Annotated in this window: 13 protein-coding genes; 5 read left to right on the forward strand and 8 right to left on the reverse strand. The window is 63.6% G+C overall.

Going from position 1 to position 18,126, the window contains the following annotated elements:
• Positions 1–121 precede the first annotated feature (121 nt).
• On the forward strand, positions 122–5,683 hold the full coding sequence (locus RTI28_RS00890) for an RHS repeat-associated core domain-containing protein (protein WP_316918703.1): 5,562 nt from the start codon (positions 122–124) through the stop codon (positions 5,681–5,683).
• Positions 5,684–5,808: 125 nt separating this feature from the next.
• Positions 5,809–6,783 carry a hypothetical protein gene (locus tag RTI28_RS00895; RefSeq protein WP_316918704.1) on the forward strand — a complete coding sequence of 325 codons (975 nt, stop codon included), beginning with the start codon at positions 5,809–5,811 and terminating at the stop codon, positions 6,781–6,783.
• Positions 6,784–6,830: 47 nt separating this feature from the next.
• Here the strand turns inward: RTI28_RS00895 and lpdA are convergent, their stop codons facing one another.
• Genes lpdA through RTI28_RS00915 form a run of 4 tightly spaced genes read right to left on the reverse strand, consistent with a single transcriptional unit; the run spans position 6,831 to position 11,786 of the window.
• Positions 6,831–8,219, reverse strand: coding sequence for a dihydrolipoyl dehydrogenase (lpdA, locus tag RTI28_RS00900; RefSeq protein WP_316918705.1), 1,389 nt, complete (start codon positions 8,217–8,219; stop codon positions 6,831–6,833).
• Between the two features lie 2 nt (positions 8,220–8,221).
• Entirely contained in the window at positions 8,222–9,493 is a 1,272-nt protein-coding gene (locus RTI28_RS00905; protein ID WP_316918706.1) for a dihydrolipoamide acetyltransferase family protein, read from the reverse strand.
• Positions 9,494–10,552 (reverse strand): alpha-ketoacid dehydrogenase subunit beta, encoded by a 1,059-nt coding sequence (locus tag RTI28_RS00910; protein WP_316918707.1) that lies wholly within the window; start codon positions 10,550–10,552, stop codon positions 9,494–9,496.
• 1 nt (position 10,553) lies between these two features.
• The gene (locus tag RTI28_RS00915; RefSeq protein WP_316918708.1) at positions 10,554–11,786 is read right to left on the reverse strand and encodes a 3-methyl-2-oxobutanoate dehydrogenase (2-methylpropanoyl-transferring) subunit alpha; all 1,233 of its coding nucleotides are present in this window, start codon (positions 11,784–11,786) and stop codon (positions 10,554–10,556) included.
• Between the two features lie 200 nt (positions 11,787–11,986).
• On the opposite strand from RTI28_RS00915, the gene bkdR reads away from it, so the two are divergent.
• From bkdR to RTI28_RS00930, 3 genes are all read left to right on the forward strand, one after another.
• Positions 11,987–12,478 (forward strand): Bkd operon transcriptional regulator BkdR, encoded by a 492-nt coding sequence (bkdR, locus tag RTI28_RS00920; protein ID WP_042124536.1) that lies wholly within the window; start codon positions 11,987–11,989, stop codon positions 12,476–12,478.
• A gap of 242 nt (positions 12,479–12,720) precedes the next feature.
• The gene (locus RTI28_RS00925; protein ID WP_316919099.1) at positions 12,721–13,962 is read left to right on the forward strand and encodes a glutamine synthetase family protein; all 1,242 of its coding nucleotides are present in this window, start codon (positions 12,721–12,723) and stop codon (positions 13,960–13,962) included.
• 174 nt (positions 13,963–14,136) lie between these two features.
• Positions 14,137–15,483 carry an MFS transporter gene (locus RTI28_RS00930; protein WP_316918709.1) on the forward strand — a complete coding sequence of 449 codons (1,347 nt, stop codon included), beginning with the start codon at positions 14,137–14,139 and terminating at the stop codon, positions 15,481–15,483.
• A gap of 36 nt (positions 15,484–15,519) precedes the next feature.
• On the opposite strand, the gene RTI28_RS00935 is transcribed toward RTI28_RS00930, so the two are convergent.
• The 4 genes from RTI28_RS00935 to flgA form a co-directional block, all read right to left on the reverse strand.
• The gene (locus RTI28_RS00935; RefSeq protein WP_316918710.1) at positions 15,520–16,263 is read right to left on the reverse strand and encodes a flagellar brake protein; all 744 of its coding nucleotides are present in this window, start codon (positions 16,261–16,263) and stop codon (positions 15,520–15,522) included.
• A 75-nt stretch (positions 16,264–16,338) separates the two neighbouring features.
• Positions 16,339–16,806: a flagellar protein FlgN gene (locus RTI28_RS00940; protein ID WP_316918711.1), complete on the reverse strand. Its 468-nt coding sequence runs from the start codon at positions 16,804–16,806 to the stop codon at positions 16,339–16,341.
• A 45-nt stretch (positions 16,807–16,851) separates the two neighbouring features.
• The gene (flgM, locus tag RTI28_RS00945) at positions 16,852–17,169 is read right to left on the reverse strand and encodes a flagellar biosynthesis anti-sigma factor FlgM (protein ID WP_316918712.1); all 318 of its coding nucleotides are present in this window, start codon (positions 17,167–17,169) and stop codon (positions 16,852–16,854) included.
• 179 nt (positions 17,170–17,348) lie between these two features.
• Complete coding sequence (gene flgA, locus RTI28_RS00950) at positions 17,349–18,101, reverse strand: flagellar basal body P-ring formation chaperone FlgA (RefSeq protein ID WP_316918713.1); 753 nt, start codon at positions 18,099–18,101, stop codon at positions 17,349–17,351.
• Positions 18,102–18,126: the final 25 nt, after the last annotated feature.

The following is an 18,126-nucleotide window of genomic DNA, read 5'->3' on the forward strand; positions in this document are numbered from 1 at the left end:
CACTTGCAGATGCCCCAAGGGCTGTCGTGCCAGCCGCATGCATTGACCGTTGTTCATCTCGCCCCGAGGCGTATCGAAGTACCGGGCCAGGTCGGATTCATCGATGAAGAGGACGTGTGCCATGAACCACAACCTGCTGAACCCTAATACCCTCGAACACATCAGGATCGATGAGCGCACGGGAGCCGCGTCGGCGCGGGTACCGATCACCCGCCTGGTCGGCAACAACCGGCTCGGGCCGGCGTTCAATGTCGAATTCGTGCATGCCGGCGGAGGTTGGCAGCTGGCCATGACTCGGCTGCGCTCCACCCCAGGGGCCGTTGCTTCCATGTTCGAACTGACCCTGGCCGATGGATCGACCCACAGGATCAAGGGCACTGGCATGGTCACGCCAATGTTCGTCATCAAGATCGAGCGTCTGCGGGCAACGGTCTATCACCGTGACGGTACGATCGAAGTGCTCAAGGAAGTCGGCCCGGAACCCTGTCGCGCCGACACCGAGAACATCGATTGCAAATTCGTCTCCTCGGTAGGCAAGGAAATGCTCGCGTCCCTGGAAAAGCGGGGGCTGGCCAACGATGGCAGCGAACTCTATTACCTCCCGGTGTCGATCACCTCGCCATTGGGCCTTCAACTGCATTTCAACTGGCGAATCTGGCATGGGAATCGCCGCGATATGACGGGAAAGGAGATCAAAAGCTACTACCAACTGTTGAGCATCAAGGACAGCTATCGAACCCTGATGAAGTTCGCCGAGGAGTCCATTCACCGTCCGACGTCGTTCATCCTGTACCCCGACTCGGTCTATGAAAAGTTTTCCTACACCCTGTCCTACACCACGGTCGACAAAGCCACGGCGGACGCGGCGGATAAGGATGCCCTGGCCCTTCACCTTTATGGCGACGACAAGAACACCAAGACCGACCTCAAGCCCAGCGCGTTCCTGCCCGTGCTGCAGAGCATCCAGTGTGCCACGGGCGACATGCCGTACACCCGGACCTTCACCTACGACAAAGACGGTCAGTTGAGCGCCATCGCCGTGCAATTGTCCAAGTCCTCGGCAGAGGACGAGATCGTCAGCAGCAGCGAAACGCTCACCCGCGATGCTGGCAAGGTGAAGACCTGCGTACGCAGGAACGGTGTCGGCCTGAAAGACGAAACCGTGACCTATACCTACGCGACGAGCACCACGGGGACGATCACCACCATCGAGATCAGCGGGCGGCGCTCGAGCAAGACGGTCAAGACCTTCAACGCCGAGGGGCGGCAGGTCAAGGAGGCCGTCACCAGCGCTGGGAAAACCCGCATCATCGAGCAGACCATCACGTTCGACGAAAACCTCGGGCGCAGCGTCGGGCGCAGTCTCGATTACCTCGAGGGCGCGGCGGATGCGCAGAAGTACGTGGTCGACTGGGAGCTGGACAGGGATGGCAACCTGGTCAGGCTGGAGCAGGGTGATGTGGTGACCGAATACACCTATTGCTCGACCCTGCACTTCGTCAAGCAGAGCTTCGAAGAGCTGAAAAAAGTCAACGAGGGCTTTCTCAGCCAACTGTTCGCGCCCCTCGATCCCATCTCCGGGGCATTCGGCAACTTCACCTGGGCGTGGGAGGAGCATCGCAGCCTGTCCCATGTGGCGACGGGCTTCTCACCTGCCAAGAACCTCTTCAACACGCCGGTGAAGTTGAGTTACCCGGGGGAGCGGCAGCTCTTCGATCGCTTCGTGGAGTCCGAAGTGACCTACCGGAAAAATGCCGCGGGTGGCATCGACAAGGCGCTGCGGGCGAAATACTACTCCTATGCCGGGCTGGCGCCGAAAACCGTGGTCGGTGAAAGTCTCACCGACGGCAAGGTGCCGGTACTGGAATATGTCATTACCGTGCTCGAGCCGGAGCTGAGTCATTGGGATATTTCTTCGACCAGGCGTTCCAGCCTGCTCGATGTGGCGGGGACGCTGGCCAAAAGAGAGATCGCTTACTACGAAAGCGGTCATACCCAACCCGACATGTTGGCCGACTACCTGGAAAACCTGAAAGCCGACGAGATCCAGGAAACCTTCGTTGGGCTGATCGATCCCGATGCACTCGGCGAAATGAACTGGCGCCAGATGGGACAGACGCTGCAAGGGAAAATCGAGAGAAACATCGTGCTCCTCGATGAACAGGCCAAGCGCAACTCGATTATCTGGGCCCTGGCCGAAAAGCAGAACGCCCGCTCGGTCATCACCATCGAGAAAACCAGCTACAGCAGTGCCGCCGACAGCTATGGGCTGCCGAGCAAGATCGAGTTCTATCACGTCGACCATGACTACAAGGAGATCGCCAACTCCAGGCTCACCACCACCTTCACCTATGCCTACGACGCGACCTTGCAGGAATTTTTCAGAAAAACCGAGGTAAAGGCCGCGGACGGCAGTGTCACGCGGGACGGCAAGCGGCGTCTGGCCTGCACCGGGAGCGACTTCAGGCAGCAGGAAACCGATCACGCGATCATCGAGTACGACCGCGCGATGGACGACCCCAACCTCCTCACGATTACCCACAACCAGGTCGTTGGGAAAAATTCCTTCACCCTGTCGAAACTGGTGACCCGTCATCAGTACGAAAACACGCAATACCACCGCGACGAAAGCAACGGCGAGGGCAAGGAAACCCGGCGCACCACCTTCGACCTGCTGGGGCGGCAGACCGGTACCTCGATCATTCGCAAGAAGGATGGCAAGGAGACGTCGCACGTACTGTCCAGCACGACCTACGACGACAGCGGAAGAATGGCCAGCTACGCGCTGCATGACTATCTGGGTGATGCCGATGGCCTGGCCTTGCTGAGCACCTACTCGATCACCTGGACCCGTGACGCCAAGGGCACCAAGGTCGTACGGGCCTTGCACGATGGCACCGGCAAGGAGCTGGACAGCGTGACCGAGCAGCACGCCCCCGAGGAAGCGGGCTTGTCGAAGGTCACCCGCGCGGGCGTGCAATTCAATAGCCAGTTCGATGCCGCGAGCCGCGCCACCAGCGAATGGCAAGGCGACGGCAGCAGCTTCCCCTACCTGAAGACCGTGACCACCCTCGATCCGCAGGGGGCGGTGGAAAAGATCCAGTACCTGAACGTCACCGCCAAGGGCAAGTCCGAGGAGCTGGCCTCGCGCGCAGTTACCCGTGACGCGCTGGGGCGCACGGTCAAGATCGTGCAGACCGCGGCGTCCGAGACGAACTATTCCTATGACGCCTTCGGTCGCCTGACCGTGGCGGAGTCCGCCGGGGTCACCGTGTGCAACAGCTATCCCACGACGACCGCCGTCGCTGTGGCGACCAGCGCGAGCATCACCGAAGGCGATAATACGGTCGAACTGGGCACACAGAAGCACGATGGTTTTGGCCGGGTCACCGAAGAGACGCCCAAGGGCGTGACGTCCACCAGCTTCGCCTATGAGACGGGCTCGCGCTGGGGGCGCGAACCCGGCGCCGAGAAACGCACGGGGCATACTCTGGAGGGGTTTTCCAGCATCCTAGACCTGAGCACCATGGCGTATCGCGAAACCTGCGATGAGCGGGTGTCCACCTCGACCTACAGCCTGCAGGGGCGGTTGATGACGTTCAAGGACATCGCCGGCAACGAGACCAGCATGACCTATGACATCTACGGCCGCTTCAAGAGGATCGCTACCGATGGCAAGGCGCAGACGCTCTTCGAATACCGGGCCGATGGCCGTCTGCACAAGGAAACGGTCGAGGACCTGAGCACCGGCAAGACCATGACGATTACCTTCGCCTACGACCTGATGGGCCATGAAACCAGTCGTACCTTCGAGTGCGAGGGCTTCAGCAAGCTGGCCATCGAGCGCAGCCTGCTCAAGGACGGTCGCCTGCAGAAAAGCGTTCTCAAGGTCGACGGCAAGGAGTACCGCGCCGACGAGTACAAGTACCAGGACTGCGGACGCCTGGACGAGTGGTCGTGCTCCGGCGCCAATCCGCCGGTCAGTCAGAGCGGCCGCAAGTACTTCGCGCAGACCTTCACCTATGACCCGCTGGGTGACGTGGTCAAGCGCGTGAACAAGACCTCCGACGGCGATACGACATCGACCTACACCTTCTCCGACGAGATCCCCGGCATGCTGACCGCGTCGGACGCCGACAAGCAGCACAACGATGCGGCAGGCCGCCTGACTCAGCGCGCCGGGCGCAAGATCACCTACTTCGACAACGGCCAGGTGAAGACCTACAGCAGCGAGCCTTCGGGCACCAGTCCGGTCTACCAGTTCCGCTACGACAACTTCGGCTGCGTGCGGGGCGTGACCCTGGAAACGGATTTCAAGGAGACCTACCACTATCGCGGCAACAGGATCTACGCCCGCCAGCAGGTACAGTCCACCGGCAACTCGCGCCTGGGGTTCCATGACCGCACCATCGTGCTGCTGAACGAGAGCCCCAGCTGCTACCTGCAGCAGATCACCACCAAGGCGGATCTGCAGAGCAGCGAGGTGGTCACCACGACGTTCGAGCTGCGCGATGCCGCGGGCAGCATCTTCGCCAGCCTGGACCTGTCCGACGGCAACGGCACCATTACCCACTTCAGCTACTCGCCATTCGGCTATCGTCTGCCGGAGCCCAAGTCGGTGACCTGGCTGGGCTTCAAGGGTGAGCCGCTGAATGCGCTGTCGCTCTATCACCTGGGCAATGGCTACCGCCTGTACGACCCGCAACTGCATCGTTTCCAGTCACCGGATTCGTGGAGTCCGTTTGGCCTGGCGGGTGCCAACGAGTACTGCTACTGCTGCAGCGACCCGGTCAATTGTCACGACCCCAGCGGCCACCTGGTGGAACTGTGGAGCGAACGGCGTGCGGTGGAGCCGATCCTCGATCTGACGAGCACCCTGACCGTGCTGATCAACGTCGCCAGCGTCGCCCTCGCGCCGTTCAGTGCCGGCGCGAGCGCTGGCCTGGCGATGGCCAATACCCTCTTCGCCACGGGTGTTGCCGGCCTGTCCCTTTACTCCCTGCAGCTCAGCAAGAGTAATCCTGCGATGTCCATGGTGCTGGACGCGGTGCTGATCGCCGTGGGGCGTGGTGGCGGCTCGCTCACCTCGTCCCTCAGTCGCAATGCCAGGATGGTCGGGCGTGCCACGGCCATGAGGAGTGTCGCCGTGGCGCGCATGCGCCCGATCAAGATCCTCGGCAAGCTGGACGATGCCCTCGACGCCTTCTCCGGGGGACTGTGGAATTACGGTGCCCAGGGTGTCGCCGACACGCTCCAGGCGCAGGGCGGCGGCGACCCGATCCAGCGCGCGCAGTGGGATTCGCCGTTTCTCACTCGCCCTGATATTTCAGGGCGGCAGTTCGTCTTCGCCGACGATGAATACCTGGCGATGACCCACGTCGACCAGTTCCTCAAGAAATCCCCGCCGTTGCGCGACGCCATCGCCAAGGCCTGGGGGTCGGACGAGTCGATCGATGTGGTGGCGGTGATGACCAACTACCTGAAGAACGCCGGTACCGCGGGCATGTTCAACCAGAGTCCATTGAGCCCCGAGCACAAGGTGCTGCACGACGTGGCCATGTACGGCCTGGTGCACAACGACAAGGGCGGGATGTACTGCCGGGGCAACTCGGTGGCGATCGTCAGCGACCAGTTGGGGGATGGCTTCGTGCCGTTCTCGCGACGTCAGGATACGGCGTTGTAGGACCGTCTGCGGCAGTCGGTCGGCCGCTTCTCGTGGGCTGGCCGGCTCGGCTGTTGGTCAGGTGATGATTCAGGTCGCACGTGCGATGCAATGAATGCCCGGCACACCACAGGAGGTCGATCGTCATGACGAACATTGTTGCCAGTGGCAAGGCAGGACAGGGTCGTGGGGCATACCGGTTCTGCTCGGTGGCCGTTTTCTCGCTGCTTGTTTCTTTAGCCAGTGCAGGGATATTGGCGGGAAATCCAACGGAGCTCTATCTAGCCACCCTGTACTCGAGGACGTGGTCGAACTGCGTGGGGAACCTTGCCGAGGGCACGTTGCTGGCGGAGGACGAAGCGTATCGCAAGACGATAGATGCCTATACGGCACGCAAGAAAAAGCTGACCGACCAGATGCACTACATGATGGGGGCATCGCCTGCAGACGGCGCACTGCAGGACTTGATCGCGGAGCACGACGTTGCATTGTACAAGTGTTCTGGTCTTATCCTGAGGGGGACCCGGCAAAACACTGGCGAGAACAACGCCTGGGATCCCTATCCAGAGGGGCGGGTAATGGATACATCGTTCAGTTTTCTCCGCGCCGATATAAAGATGAAACGTCTCGCCTGGTCCTACACCAACGGCTTCATCATCGATCCACCGACCGACTTGAAGGTGAACTGCTTCTATCCCCAGGATGCGGAGTCCGATAGCCGTTCTCAGGCGGGCTGCGGTGCGCATGCGAGAATCGAGCCCAAGGTTTTTCTCTGCGAGGACGATCCCGAGATCACGGATGAGATACCCCCCGAGTTCCGCTGCCTCTACGACCTGCGGGGCACGGATGCCGTTGCCCAGTTCAAGCGTGGCGTGGCTGCGGCGGCGAAGTTTTCGCACCAGTCGGCCATACCCAACGACCTGAAGATCCAGACCTGGAACAAGGGATACGACAAACGCCTGAAGATCCGCGCGTTCTTCTATGTGAACGACGAAGGCAAGCCGTTCGCCCGACGAGACCGCGATGCCTACGAGAAGGTCAGCGGCATTCGCGTGCCGCTGGTGGCGTTGACCTTTCCCGCTGGCGGGACGGGCGACGTCACGTTCAAGGTAGTGGATTGACAGTGCACGGCAATCGGGCCGATGTGGCCCGATTGCCGAAGGCCGGATCAGATATGCAACGCATGCCCCAGCGCCCGCAGCGCCGCTTCCTGCACCGCTTCGCCCAGGGTCGGGTGGGCATGGATGGTCCCGGCCACATCCTCCAGGCGCGCACCCATCTCCAGTGACTGGGCGAACGCCGTGGACAGTTCGGAGACGCCAACCCCCACCGCCTGCCAGCCGACGATCAGGTGATTGTCGCGCCGCGCCACCACGCGCACGAAGCCGCTCTTCGACTCCAGGGTCATGGCCCGCCCGTTGGCGGCGAACGGGAACTGCGCCACCAGGCAGTCGAGGCCTTCCTCTTTTGCCGCATCCGGGGTCTTGCCGGCCACCACGATCTCCGGATCGGTAAAGCACACCGCGGCGATGGCGGCGGGCTCGAAGGCGCGCTGCTTGCCGGCGATCAGCTCGGCGACCATCTCGCCCTGGGCCATGGCGCGGTGCGCCAGCATCGGTTCGCCGGCCACGTCACCGATGGCCCAGACGTTGCGCATGCTGGTCTGGCAGCGTTCGTCGATGGCGAGGGCGGCGCCGTTCATCTTCAGGTCCAGGACTTCGAGGTTGAAGCCCTTGGTGCGTGGACGTCGGCCCACGGCCACCAGCACCTGATCAGTCTCCAGGGCCAGTTCGCCGCCATCGGCAGTACGCACGCGCAGGCGTTGCTCCGCCGCATCGAAACCTTCGACGCTGTGCCCCAGGTACAGCTTGACCCCGAGCTTCTTCAGCGACTCGGCCACCGGCTGGGTCAGTTCGGCGTCATAGGTCGGCAGGATCCGTTCGCGGGCCTCGACCACGCTGACCTCGACCCCCAGCTTGCGGTAGACGATGCCCAGTTCCAGGCCGATGTAGCCGCCACCGACCACGGTCAGGCGCTTGGGCAGCGTGCCTGGCGACAGCGCTTCGGTGGAGGAGATCACCGCGCCGCCCAGGGGCAGCATCGGCAGTTCGACACTGCTGGAGCCGGTGGCGAGCAGCAGGTGCTCGCAGCGGATGCGCAGGTCCTGGCCTTCGATTTCGACCAGCTTGCCGTCGATGACCTTGGCCCAGCCGTGGATGACCTTGACGTCGTTCTTCTTCAGCAGGGCGGCAACGCCACTGGTCAGGCGATCGACGATGCCGTCCTTCCAGGCCACGCTCTGGGCGATGTCCAGGCTCGGCGCGGCGACCTTGATGCCGATGCCGGACTTGTGCGCGTGCTGCTCGGTCTGGTGGAACTGCTCGGCCACATGGATCAGCGCCTTGGACGGAATGCAGCCGATGTTCAGGCAGGTGCCGCCGAGGGCCTGGCCTTCCACGAGGACGGTGGGGATGCCCAGTTGACCGGCGCGGATCGCGGCGACATAGCCGCCGGGGCCGCCGCCGATGATGAGTAGGGTGGTGTCCAGAGTCTGCATGCTCACTCCACGAACAGGCTGGCGGGTTGTTCGAGCAGGCCGCGCACGGCCTGGATGAATTGCGCGGCGTCCATGCCGTCGACCACCCGGTGATCGAAGGAGCTGGACAGGTTCATCATCTTGCGCACGACGATCTGGCCGTTGACCACCATCGGCCGCTCGACGATGCGGTTGACCCCGACGATGGCCACTTCAGGGGTGTTGACCACCGGCGTGCTGACGATGCCGCCAAGGGCGCCGAGGCTGGTCAGGGTGATGGTCGAGCCACTGAGTTCGTCACGGCTGGCCTTGTTGCTGCGCGCGGCATGGGCCAGGCGCGAGATCTCGCTGGCGTTGCTCCACAGGCTGCCGGCTTCGGCATGGCGCAGCACCGGGACCATCAGGCCGTTGTCGCCCTGGGTGGCGATGCCGACATGCACCGCGCCGTGGCGGGTGATGACCTGGCCTTCGTCGTCGTAGGTGGCGTTGATCTGCGGGAAGTCGCGCAGCGCCACGACCATGGCACGAACCAGGAACGGCAGCAGGGTCAGCTTGCCGCGGGTCTCGCCGAACTTGCCGTTGAGGTGCTGGCGCAGTTCTTCCAGTGCGGTGACGTCGATTTCCTCGACGTAGCTGAAGTGCGCGACGCGGCGCTTGGCGTCCTGCATGCGCTGGGCGATCTTGCGGCGCAGGCCGATCACCGGGATCTGCTCGCTGTCCTGGCGTCTGGCATAGCCGCTCGGCGCCGCCTGGCCACGACTCGGCTGGGTCAGGAAGGCATCCAGGTCTTCATGCAGGATGCGCCCGGCAGGGCCGCTGCCATGCACGTAGCGCAGCTCGATGCCGGCATCCCAGGCGCGCTTGCGCACGGCGGGGGAAGCCAGGGGTTTTTCGTTGGCGCCGCGGGGTACGATCGGCGCTGCTTCATGGCTGCTGACGGGCGTGGCGAGCGGCGCCGGCTTGGCGGCCGGTGCCTCGACCACGGCGGCTTTCGGCTCCGGCGCGGCGACCGCAGGTGCCGCCTTGCCGGCGCTTTCCTGATGGTTGCCGGCACCTTCCACTTCGATGCGGATCAGTTCGCTGCCCACCGCCATGACTTCGCCGGGCTGGCCGCCCAGGGCGAGCACCTTGCCGGACACCGGCGAGGGGATTTCCACCGTGGCCTTGTCGGTCATGACATCGGCCACGACCTGATCTTCGGTGATGGTGTCGCCGACCTTGACGAACCATTCCACCAGTTCAACCTGCGCGATGCCTTCGCCAATGTCCGGCATCTTGATGACGTGCGTGCCCATTCAGACCTCCATGACCCGTTTCAATGCCGCACCGACCCGCGAAGGGCCGGGGAAGTAAGCCCACTCCTGCGCGTGCGGGTAGGGGGTGTCCCAGCCGGTGACGCGCTCGATCGGGGCTTCCAGGTGGTGGAAGCAGTGTTCCTGGACCAGCGACACCAGCTCGGCGCCGAAGCCGCAGGTACGGGTGGCTTCATGCACGACCACGCAGCGACCGGTCTTCTTCACCGACTCGACGATGGTCTCCAGGTCCAGCGGCCACAGGCTGCGCAGGTCGATGACCTCGGCATCGACGCCGGTTTCCTCGGCGGCGACCTGGGACACGTAGACGGTGGTGCCGTAGGTCAGCACCGTGACGTCGTTGCCCGGGCGGGTGATCGCCGCCTTGTCCAGCGGCACCGTGTAGTAGCCGTCCGGCACGGCGCTGGCCGGGTGTTTCGACCACGGCGTCACCGGCCGGTCGTGGTGGCCGTCGAACGGGCCGTTATAAAGGCGCTTGGGTTCGAGGAAGATCACCGGGTCATCGTTTTCGATCGAAGCGATCAACAAGCCCTTGGCGTCGTAGGGGTTGGACGGCATCACCGTGCGCAGGCCGCAGACCTGGGTGAACATCGCTTCCGGACTCTGGCTGTGGGTCTGGCCGCCGTAGATGCCGCCGCCGCAGGGCATGCGCAGGGTCAGCGGGGCGACGAACTCGCCGGCGGAGCGATAGCGCAGGCGCGCCATCTCGGACACGATCTGGTCCGAGGCCGGGTAGAAGTAGTCGGCGAACTGGATTTCCACGACCGGGCGCAGGCCGTAGGCGCCCATGCCGACGGCGGTGCCGACGATGCCGCTTTCCGAGATCGGCGCGTCGAACACGCGGGATTTGCCGTACTTGTTCTGCAGGCCTTCGGTGCAGCGGAACACGCCGCCGAAGTAGCCGACGTCCTGGCCGTAGATCACGACGTTGTCGTCGCGTTCGAGCATCACGTCCATGGCCGAGCGCAGGGCCTGGATCATGGTCATGGTGGTGGTCGACATGGCGGTTTCCACTTGGATGGAGGTGTTGTGATCGTTCATGTCAGATCCCCAGTTCCTGGCGCTGCCGGCGCAGGTGCTCCGGCATTTCCTTGTAGACGTCCTCGAACATCGAGGCCGGGCTCGGCATCTGGCCGCCGGAGAGGGTGCCGTACTGCTCGGCTTCCTTCTGCGCGGCAATGATCTCGGCATCCAGTTCGGCGCTGACCGCCTGGTGTTCTTCCTCGGACCAGTGGCCGCTGGCGATCAGGTGCTGTTTCAGGCGCACGATCGGGTCGCCCAGGGGGAAGTGAATCCAGTCATCGGCCGGGCGGTACTTGGACGGGTCGTCGGAGGTGGAGTGTGGGCCGGCGCGGTAGGTGACCCACTCGATCAGGGTCGGGCCGAAGCCGCGGCGGGCGCGTTCGGCGGCCCAGCGCGAAGCGGCGTAGACGGCGACGAAGTCGTTGCCGTCGACCCGCAGCGAGGCGATACCGCAGCCGACGCCGCGACCGGCGAAGGTGGTCGACTCACCCCCGGCGATGGCCTGGAAGGTGGAGATCGCCCATTGGTTGTTGACCACGTTGAGGATCACCGGGGCGCGGTAGACGTGGGCGAAGGTGAGGGCGGTGTGGAAATCGGATTCGGCGGTGGCGCCGTCGCCGATCCAGGCCGACGCGATCTTGGTATCGCCCTTGATCGCCGAGGCCATCGCCCAGCCGACGGCCTGGACGAACTGGGTGGCGAGGTTGCCGCTGATGGTGAAGAAGCCGGCCTCGCGCACCGAGTACATGATCGGCAGCTGGCGACCCTTGAGCGGATCGCGCTCGTTGGACAGCAACTGGCAGATCATCTCGGTCAGCGACACGTCCCGGGCCATCAGGATGCTCTGCTGGCGATAGGTCGGGAAGCACATGTCGGTGCGGTTCAGGGCCAGCGCCTGGGCGCTGCCGATGGCTTCCTCGCCGAGGCTCTGCATGTAGAAGGACATTTTCTTCTGGCGCTGGGCGACCACCATGCGGCTGTCGAACTGGCGTGTCTTCATCATCGCGCGCATGCCCTGGCGCAGGACTTGCGGGTCGATGTCCGCGGCCCAGGGGCCGACGGCATTGCCGTCCGCATCGAGTACGCGGATCAGGCTGTAGGCCAGGTCGGCGGTTTCGGCGGGTTCGACATCGATGGCGGGTTTACGGACCTGACCGGCATCGTTCAGACGCAGGTAGGAAAAATCTGTCTGGCAGCCTGGCCGGCCGGTAGGCTCGGGCACATGCAGACGCAGGGGGGCGTACTCGTTCATGCTTTTTTACGCTCGCTCTGTCTTGTGTTTTTGTTGAGCTTTGAAGCGGTAGCTACTGAACTCCGGCTCGTGACCAGAGAGTCAGTCTTGCCTACATGATATTCCGCCGTCGAAAGAATATTTTTCTGATGTTCGTTGCCTTTGAGAGGGCGGGCGGATAAATATTCTGCAAAAGAACAAAAGGCAGGGAAATTTATCTCATGCGAAAACTGGATCGTACTGACATCGGCATTCTCAACAGCCTTCAGGAAAATGCCCGGGTCACCAACGCCGAGCTGGCCCGTTCGGTGAATCTGTCGCCGACCCCCTGTTTCAACCGGGTCAAGGCCCTGGAGGAGTGCGGCGTGATACGCCAGCAGGTGACCCTGCTCGCGCCCGAGGTGCTGGGGCTGGACGTCAATGTGTTCATCCATGTCAGCCTGGAGAAGCAGGTGGAGCAGTCGCTGCACCGCTTCGAGGAGGAGATCGCCGAGCGGCCGGAGGTGATGGAGTGCTACCTGATGACCGGCGACCCGGACTATCTGCTGCGGGTGCTGTTGCCGAGCATCCAGGCGCTGGAGCGCTTTCTCGATTACCTGACGCGCTTGCCGGGGGTGGCGAACATCCGGTCGAGCTTTGCCCTCAAGCAGGTCCGCTACAAGACGGCGTTGCCGTTGCCAGCCAATGGGCTGACGCTGCGTGATGTTCGATAACCCTCGTAGGAGCGTGCGCAATCCACTGGGTGTAGAAAATCACGATCAGTTGGCCACTTATATGCTTGATATTTCGAACGCCTGCTGCCTATGTTGTGGGGTCGCCGTTTCCGGCATGCGAAAACAACAAGGACAGAGTCATGACGACCAATGTTCAGCGCTCCCTGGAAGAGCGTTTGACGGGCATTGATGAAATCGAGTGCGTTACGCCTGATCTCAATGGCGTGCCGCGCGGCAAGGTAATGACTGCCGAGGGCTTTCTCGAAGGCCGTCGGCTGCAACTGGCCCGCGGGGTGCTGTTGCAGTGCATCATGGGCGGCTACCCGCCGGCGCGCTTCTACGGCGGTGACGACGGTGACCTGGCGCTGGTCGCCGATCCGACGCAGATCCATCGCCTGCCCTGGAGCAGCGAGCCCCGGGCCCTGGCGATCTGCGACGCCGATGAGCTGAGCGGCGCGAGCTCCGGCCTGTCGACCCGCGGTCAGCTCAAGGCGGTGATCGCCCGCTACGCCGCCCGTGGCCTGGCCCCGGTGGTGGCGACCGAACTGGAATTCTTCGTTTTCGCCGCCAACCCCGATCCGACCCAGCCGTTCCAGCCCCCCGTCGGCCTGGACGGACGGCGCGAGGACGGCCATTCGGCGTTCAGCATCAGTTCCAACAACGGCCTGCGCCCGTTCTTCCAGGAGGTCTACCGCTGCATGGCGGCACTGGGCTTGCCCCGCGATACCTTCATGCACGAGATGGGCGTCAGCCAGTTCGAGATCAACCTGCTGCACGGCGATCCGCTGCTGCTGGCCGACCAGACCTTCCTGTTCAAGCACCTGCTCAAGGAAGTCGCGCTCAAGCACGGCCTGAACGTGGTGTGCATGGCCAAGCCACTGGCGAAAACGCCGGGCAGCTCGATGCATATCCACCAGAGCGTGGTGGAAATCGGCAGCGGACGTAACGTGTTCAGCGACGCCGAGGGCAAGCCGACCGATACCTTCTTCCACTTCATCGGTGGGCAGCAGGCGTGCATGGCGGATTTCACCGCGCTGTTCGCGCCCAACGTCAACTCCTACCAGCGCCTGTGCCATCCCTACGCATCGCCGAACAACGCCTGCTGGTCCGAGGACAATCGCGCCGCCGGCCTGCGCATCCCGGCCAGTTCGCCGGTGGCGCGGCGTGTGGAAAACCGTTTGCCGGGCGCCGATGCCAACCCTTACCTGGCCATCGCCGCCAGCCTCGCCGCCGGCTTGCACGGCATCGAGAAGGGCCTGCAACCGGCGCCGGCGATCCAGGGCGAGTTCGAGGTCCCGGACCACTTGTCCCTGCCGTGCACCCTGCACGCCGCCCTCGACCGCCTGAAGCGCAGCAGCCTGGCGCGCGAGTTGTTCGGGCGCGAGTTCATCGACGGTTATCTCGCGACCAAGACCCAGGAGCTGACCAGCTTCTTCGATGAAATCACCCCGTGGGAACGTCGCGTGCTGGCCGCCCAGGCCTGATTGAACACAGCCCGGCCCGTGCGGGTCGGAAGCTGACCGGACAGGAGTCCGATCGCGGCATCCATGTCGCATCGGGCGCCTGTTTTTTTATGCCTGTCTGACCGCTCGGCGGAAATAATCACTTATGCTTTCAGGCAGTTTTTCCACCTGCTCAAGAGGCCGTTCGGGACGCTGATGCGCACTATCTGGAAGTCTTTTCGCGCGTTGTATTTCGCTGCTTTGATGATGCTGATCGGCTCCGGCCTGTTGAGTACCTACCTGGCCCTGCGCCTGAGTGCCGACCAGGTCGACAGCCTGTGGGTCGGTGCCCTGATGGCGGCCAACTATTTCGGCCTGGCCCTGGGCGGCAAGATCGGTCACCGGCTGATCGCCCGGGTCGGGCATATCCGGGCCTACGCCACCTGCGCCGGGATCGTCGGTGCGGCGGTGCTCGGCCATGGCCTGGTCAGTTTCCTCCCGGCCTGGCTGTTCCTGCGGGTGATCGTCGGCCTCGGCATGATGTGCCAGTACATGGTCATCGAGAGCTGGCTCAACGAGCAGGCCGACGCCAGGCAGCGCGGCGCGGTGTTCAGCGGCTACATGATCGCGTCCTACCTCGGCCTGGTGCTCGGTCAGCTGATCCTGGTGGTGCACCCGCAGCTCGGTCCGGAACTGCTGATGCTGGTCGCCATGTGTTTCGCCCTGTGCCTGGTGCCGGTGGCGCTGACCCGGCGCATTCACCCGGCACCGCTGCGGCCGGCGCCGATGGAACCGCGCTTCTTCATCAAGCGGGTGCCGCAGTCGTTGAGCACGGTGCTGGGGTCGGGGCTGATCGTCGGCTCCTTCTACGGCCTGGCGCCGCTGTATGCCTCGAAGCAGGGCCTGAGCACCGAGCAGGTGGGTATCTTCATGGGCGTGTGCATCTTCGCCGGCCTCCTGGTGCAATGGCCGCTGGGCTGGCTGTCCGACCGCTACGACCGGGCCGTGCTGATCCGCAGCGTGGCCATCGGCCTGGCGGTGGCCTCGCTGCCGCTGGCGATCCTGCCCGGGGTGCCGATGCTGGTGCTGTTCGTCGCCGGTTTCCTCGTGTCGCTGCTGCAGTTCTGCCTGTATCCGCTGGCGGTGGCGTTCTCCAACGACCATGTCGAGAGCGAGCGGCGGGTGTCGTTGACCGCCATGCTGCTGGTGACCTATGGCGTGGGTGCAAGTATCGGTCCGCTGGCGGCCGGTGTGCTGATGAAGGCCTTCGGCGACCAGATGCTGTATGCCTTCTTCAGCTTCTTCGCGCTGGTCCTGGTCTGGCGCATCCGGCCGAAAGCGGTGACCGGGCTGCATCAGGTGGTGGATGCGCCGCTGTCCCACGTGGCGATGCCGGCGGCCAGTTCGCCGCTTGCCGCCGCCCTCGACCCGCGGGTCGACGAACAGGTGGTGCAGGAGCAGATGCAGACGCCGGTGGCGGCCGAAGACACCGAAGAGGAGGACGAGAAGGTGGACGTCAGGGAAGGGGAAGGGCAGACACCGGTCAAGCCGAGCCAGGTCTGAACGAAACGGGGAGCGCCTTGCGCTCCCCGTTCCATGTCAATAGTCGTCTTTGTCGAAGCGCCGCGCTTCGCGCTGCAGCTGATAGACGAAACTCTCGATCTTGCGCTGCATCTGGCCATTGAGGTTGTGGAAGCGCACACCGGCGAAGGTGGCGCCCAGGCGCTCCTCGAAATGCAGGTGGCGCAGCTCGACGGACATGTTGGTCAGGCCGAGCGGCGCGCTGGCGGCGAACTTCTCGTAGACCTGGCCCAGTTGCAGGCGTTCTTCGATATCGCCATCGAAGCGCAGCTTGCAGCCGGTGGCGGAGATATCCAGCAATTTGCCGCGAATGGCCCCGGCACCCTTGAGCTTGTCGCCGTCGAGCACCACATCGACCAGTTGCGACAGCTTCAGCGCTGCGCGGAAGGCATTGCGGCGCTGGTGATAGGTGACCTCGCTGGGCAGCGTGCCGCGGTAGCAGCGGACCTCGCCGGAAGAGTCGACGGTCAGCGGCTGGTTGCATTCCCAGGCGATCCGCACACCGTCGTGGAAGCCTTCGACACGGAAGGGTTCGCCATTTTCCAGATAACGCTCGCCGTCGCGAGGGATCATTTCATCCAGGGCCAGGACGTTGTTGTCGCGATCGACTTCGACCACGTAACTCTGGAAACGCTGGCTGCGCTCATGGAAGGTAATGATCAGCGGATCATGGCTCTCTTGCAGCATCCGCAAATTGGCGGCGATCTCCAGAGGCGTGGTGAACACCTTCGGAGGCTGCGGAGCTTCTACGTCATTGAACACGGTTGATGAATCTCCAGGCAAAAACGGCACACGCATCCGGCATTCTGCCAGCATGCGGTGCGCCTTGATAGAGGGTCACGCCTGGCTGAGCGCACGAGGCTTGGAGAGCGGCGAGGTGGAACCCCGGCTGTCGTAGAGCGAAGGGGCTTCACCGCCATTGAGGATTCTGATCTGGTTGGCCGTGGTGGCCTGCTGCAGCACGATGGATTCGCCGTTGCGCTCGTTGACCGACTTGCACTCGTTGAGCAGGTTGCCCAGCACGTCGAGCTGTTGCAGCAGTTGCGGACCGAGGTGCGACTGGCTGGCCAGGACCTCGACACCGGCGCGGTCCGGGGTCAGGCCGATACTGGCGAGCAGTTCACTGCGCCGACGCCCATGCTGATCGAGCAGCACTACCAGCGATTGCTTGTAGGCCAGGATGTTTTCCAGCGTCGGCATGTCCCGGCCGTGCAGGGCGACATATTCGTCCTGCAGCAACTGGAGCAGTTGTTCTGCCGGGCCGATGTCTTCTTCGATCAGTTGCAGCAGGGTTGTGTCGTGCATGGCTGGCTCTGGGTCTTGGCGTCCTTGAAGTCAGCGCGCCGAAGGCTAGCGCTGGGCTTCGAAATTGAGCAGTTTGCTGGCGACGCGGTTGGCGTCGACCTGGTAGCTACCGTCGGCGATGGCCTGTTTCAACGCGGCCACGCGGTCGCTGTTGACGATAGGCTGGTCGCGCAGCTTGTCGCTGACCTGTTGCAACTGCTGGGCCTCATGGCTGAGGTGTACGGTTTCCCCGCTCTGGGCAGTGTTGCCGACCGTTTCGGGCTGGCCTGCGCGGTTACCGGCGGCAGTGTCCTGGCTGGTGCCAGTGCGCAGGCCGCCCGTCACTGACGGGGAGTTATTCAAACGACTGAAGTCGATGACCATGATCAGAAAACCTCTCGGGAATTTGGACGCTTGCCCTTTTCTCGGCCAACCCGAAGAAAACTTTAGGCGCGAATGAATGGATTCGCGGCATCGCCATCAACCCGTAATGCGCACAGTCTAGAAAATGCGCTGCTTGATCGCCAGCCTCGATCGACCGGGCGGTGTTCCACGTCACACGGTCACATGGAGACCTCCACCTGGCCCGGTCCGGTGACCCGGGCCTTGACCACCCGTTTGGAGTTGAGATTGCGCACCCGGATCTGTTCGCTCATGCCGCCCTTGGTCAGCGCCTCGCCGGGCATGCGCACCGCCAGGGTGCCGCTGCGGGCGGTGATGACCACGTGGTCGCCCTTGCGGATCACCTCCGCCTGTTCCAGGTGAACCGGGGTGATGACCTGGTCGATGACCATTGGTCGGACGACTTTCTGCCCGATCGCCTGGTCGAGGCTGGCGAGGAAGCCCTGGTTGAGCAGGCCGACGTCGCGCTCGCGCAGGGCAACGTCCTGTTCCTCGACCACCGCCTCGCGCTTGAGCGGGCGGCTGACCACCACCACATCGCGGTACAGCTTGACCTGGGCCGGCACGAACACGGTCCATGGCGCGCTACCATCGCAGCGCACCCGCACGGTGACCCGGCCCAGCGGCTGCGCCGGGCTTTCCAGGCTGGCGCCGAGCTGTTCGCTGCACAACGGCATGCGCAGGCGCGGGTCGAGGTTGTTCACCTGGATCTCGTAGCGGCCCTCGGTATGGGTCTTCTGCAAATAGTCTTCGACAGTGAACTCAAGAAACCCCTGGGTGACACCGATAAGCTGTTCAGGCAAGGTGAACGTATCAGCCAGAGTTCGAGCGCCGGGAGTCAACAGGCACAGCGCAGCAAGGAAGCCGGGCAGATGGCGGTGCAGGCGTCGGAAAAATGTCGTTTTCGTATTCATAAAAGTTAAAAAGCAAGGCGCGTGC

The organism is Pseudomonas sp. zfem002 (genome assembly GCF_032621685.1).
Classification (GTDB): domain Bacteria; phylum Pseudomonadota; class Gammaproteobacteria; order Pseudomonadales; family Pseudomonadaceae; genus Aquipseudomonas; species Aquipseudomonas japonica.

Coding starts and splice junctions, on each gene's coding strand:
- RTI28_RS00890 (WP_316918703.1), top strand. CDS start 122: ATGAACCACAACCTGCTGAACCCTAATACCCTCGAACACATCAGGATC.
- RTI28_RS00895 (WP_316918704.1), top strand. CDS start 5,809: ATGACGAACATTGTTGCCAGTGGCAAGGCAGGACAGGGTCGTGGGGCA.
- lpdA (WP_316918705.1), bottom strand. CDS start 8,219: ATGCAGACTCTGGACACCACCCTACTCATCATCGGCGGCGGCCCCGGC.
- RTI28_RS00905 (WP_316918706.1), bottom strand. CDS start 9,493: ATGGGCACGCACGTCATCAAGATGCCGGACATTGGCGAAGGCATCGCG.
- RTI28_RS00910 (WP_316918707.1), bottom strand. CDS start 10,552: ATGAACGATCACAACACCTCCATCCAAGTGGAAACCGCCATGTCGACC.
- RTI28_RS00915 (WP_316918708.1), bottom strand. CDS start 11,786: ATGAACGAGTACGCCCCCCTGCGTCTGCATGTGCCCGAGCCTACCGGC.
- bkdR (WP_042124536.1), top strand. CDS start 11,987: ATGCGAAAACTGGATCGTACTGACATCGGCATTCTCAACAGCCTTCAG.
- RTI28_RS00925 (WP_316919099.1), top strand. CDS start 12,721: ATGACTGCCGAGGGCTTTCTCGAAGGCCGTCGGCTGCAACTGGCCCGC.
- RTI28_RS00930 (WP_316918709.1), top strand. CDS start 14,137: ATGCGCACTATCTGGAAGTCTTTTCGCGCGTTGTATTTCGCTGCTTTG.
- RTI28_RS00940 (WP_316918711.1), bottom strand. CDS start 16,806: ATGCACGACACAACCCTGCTGCAACTGATCGAAGAAGACATCGGCCCG.
- flgM (WP_316918712.1), bottom strand. CDS start 17,169: ATGGTCATCGACTTCAGTCGTTTGAATAACTCCCCGTCAGTGACGGGC.
- flgA (WP_316918713.1), bottom strand. CDS start 18,101: ATGAATACGAAAACGACATTTTTCCGACGCCTGCACCGCCATCTGCCC.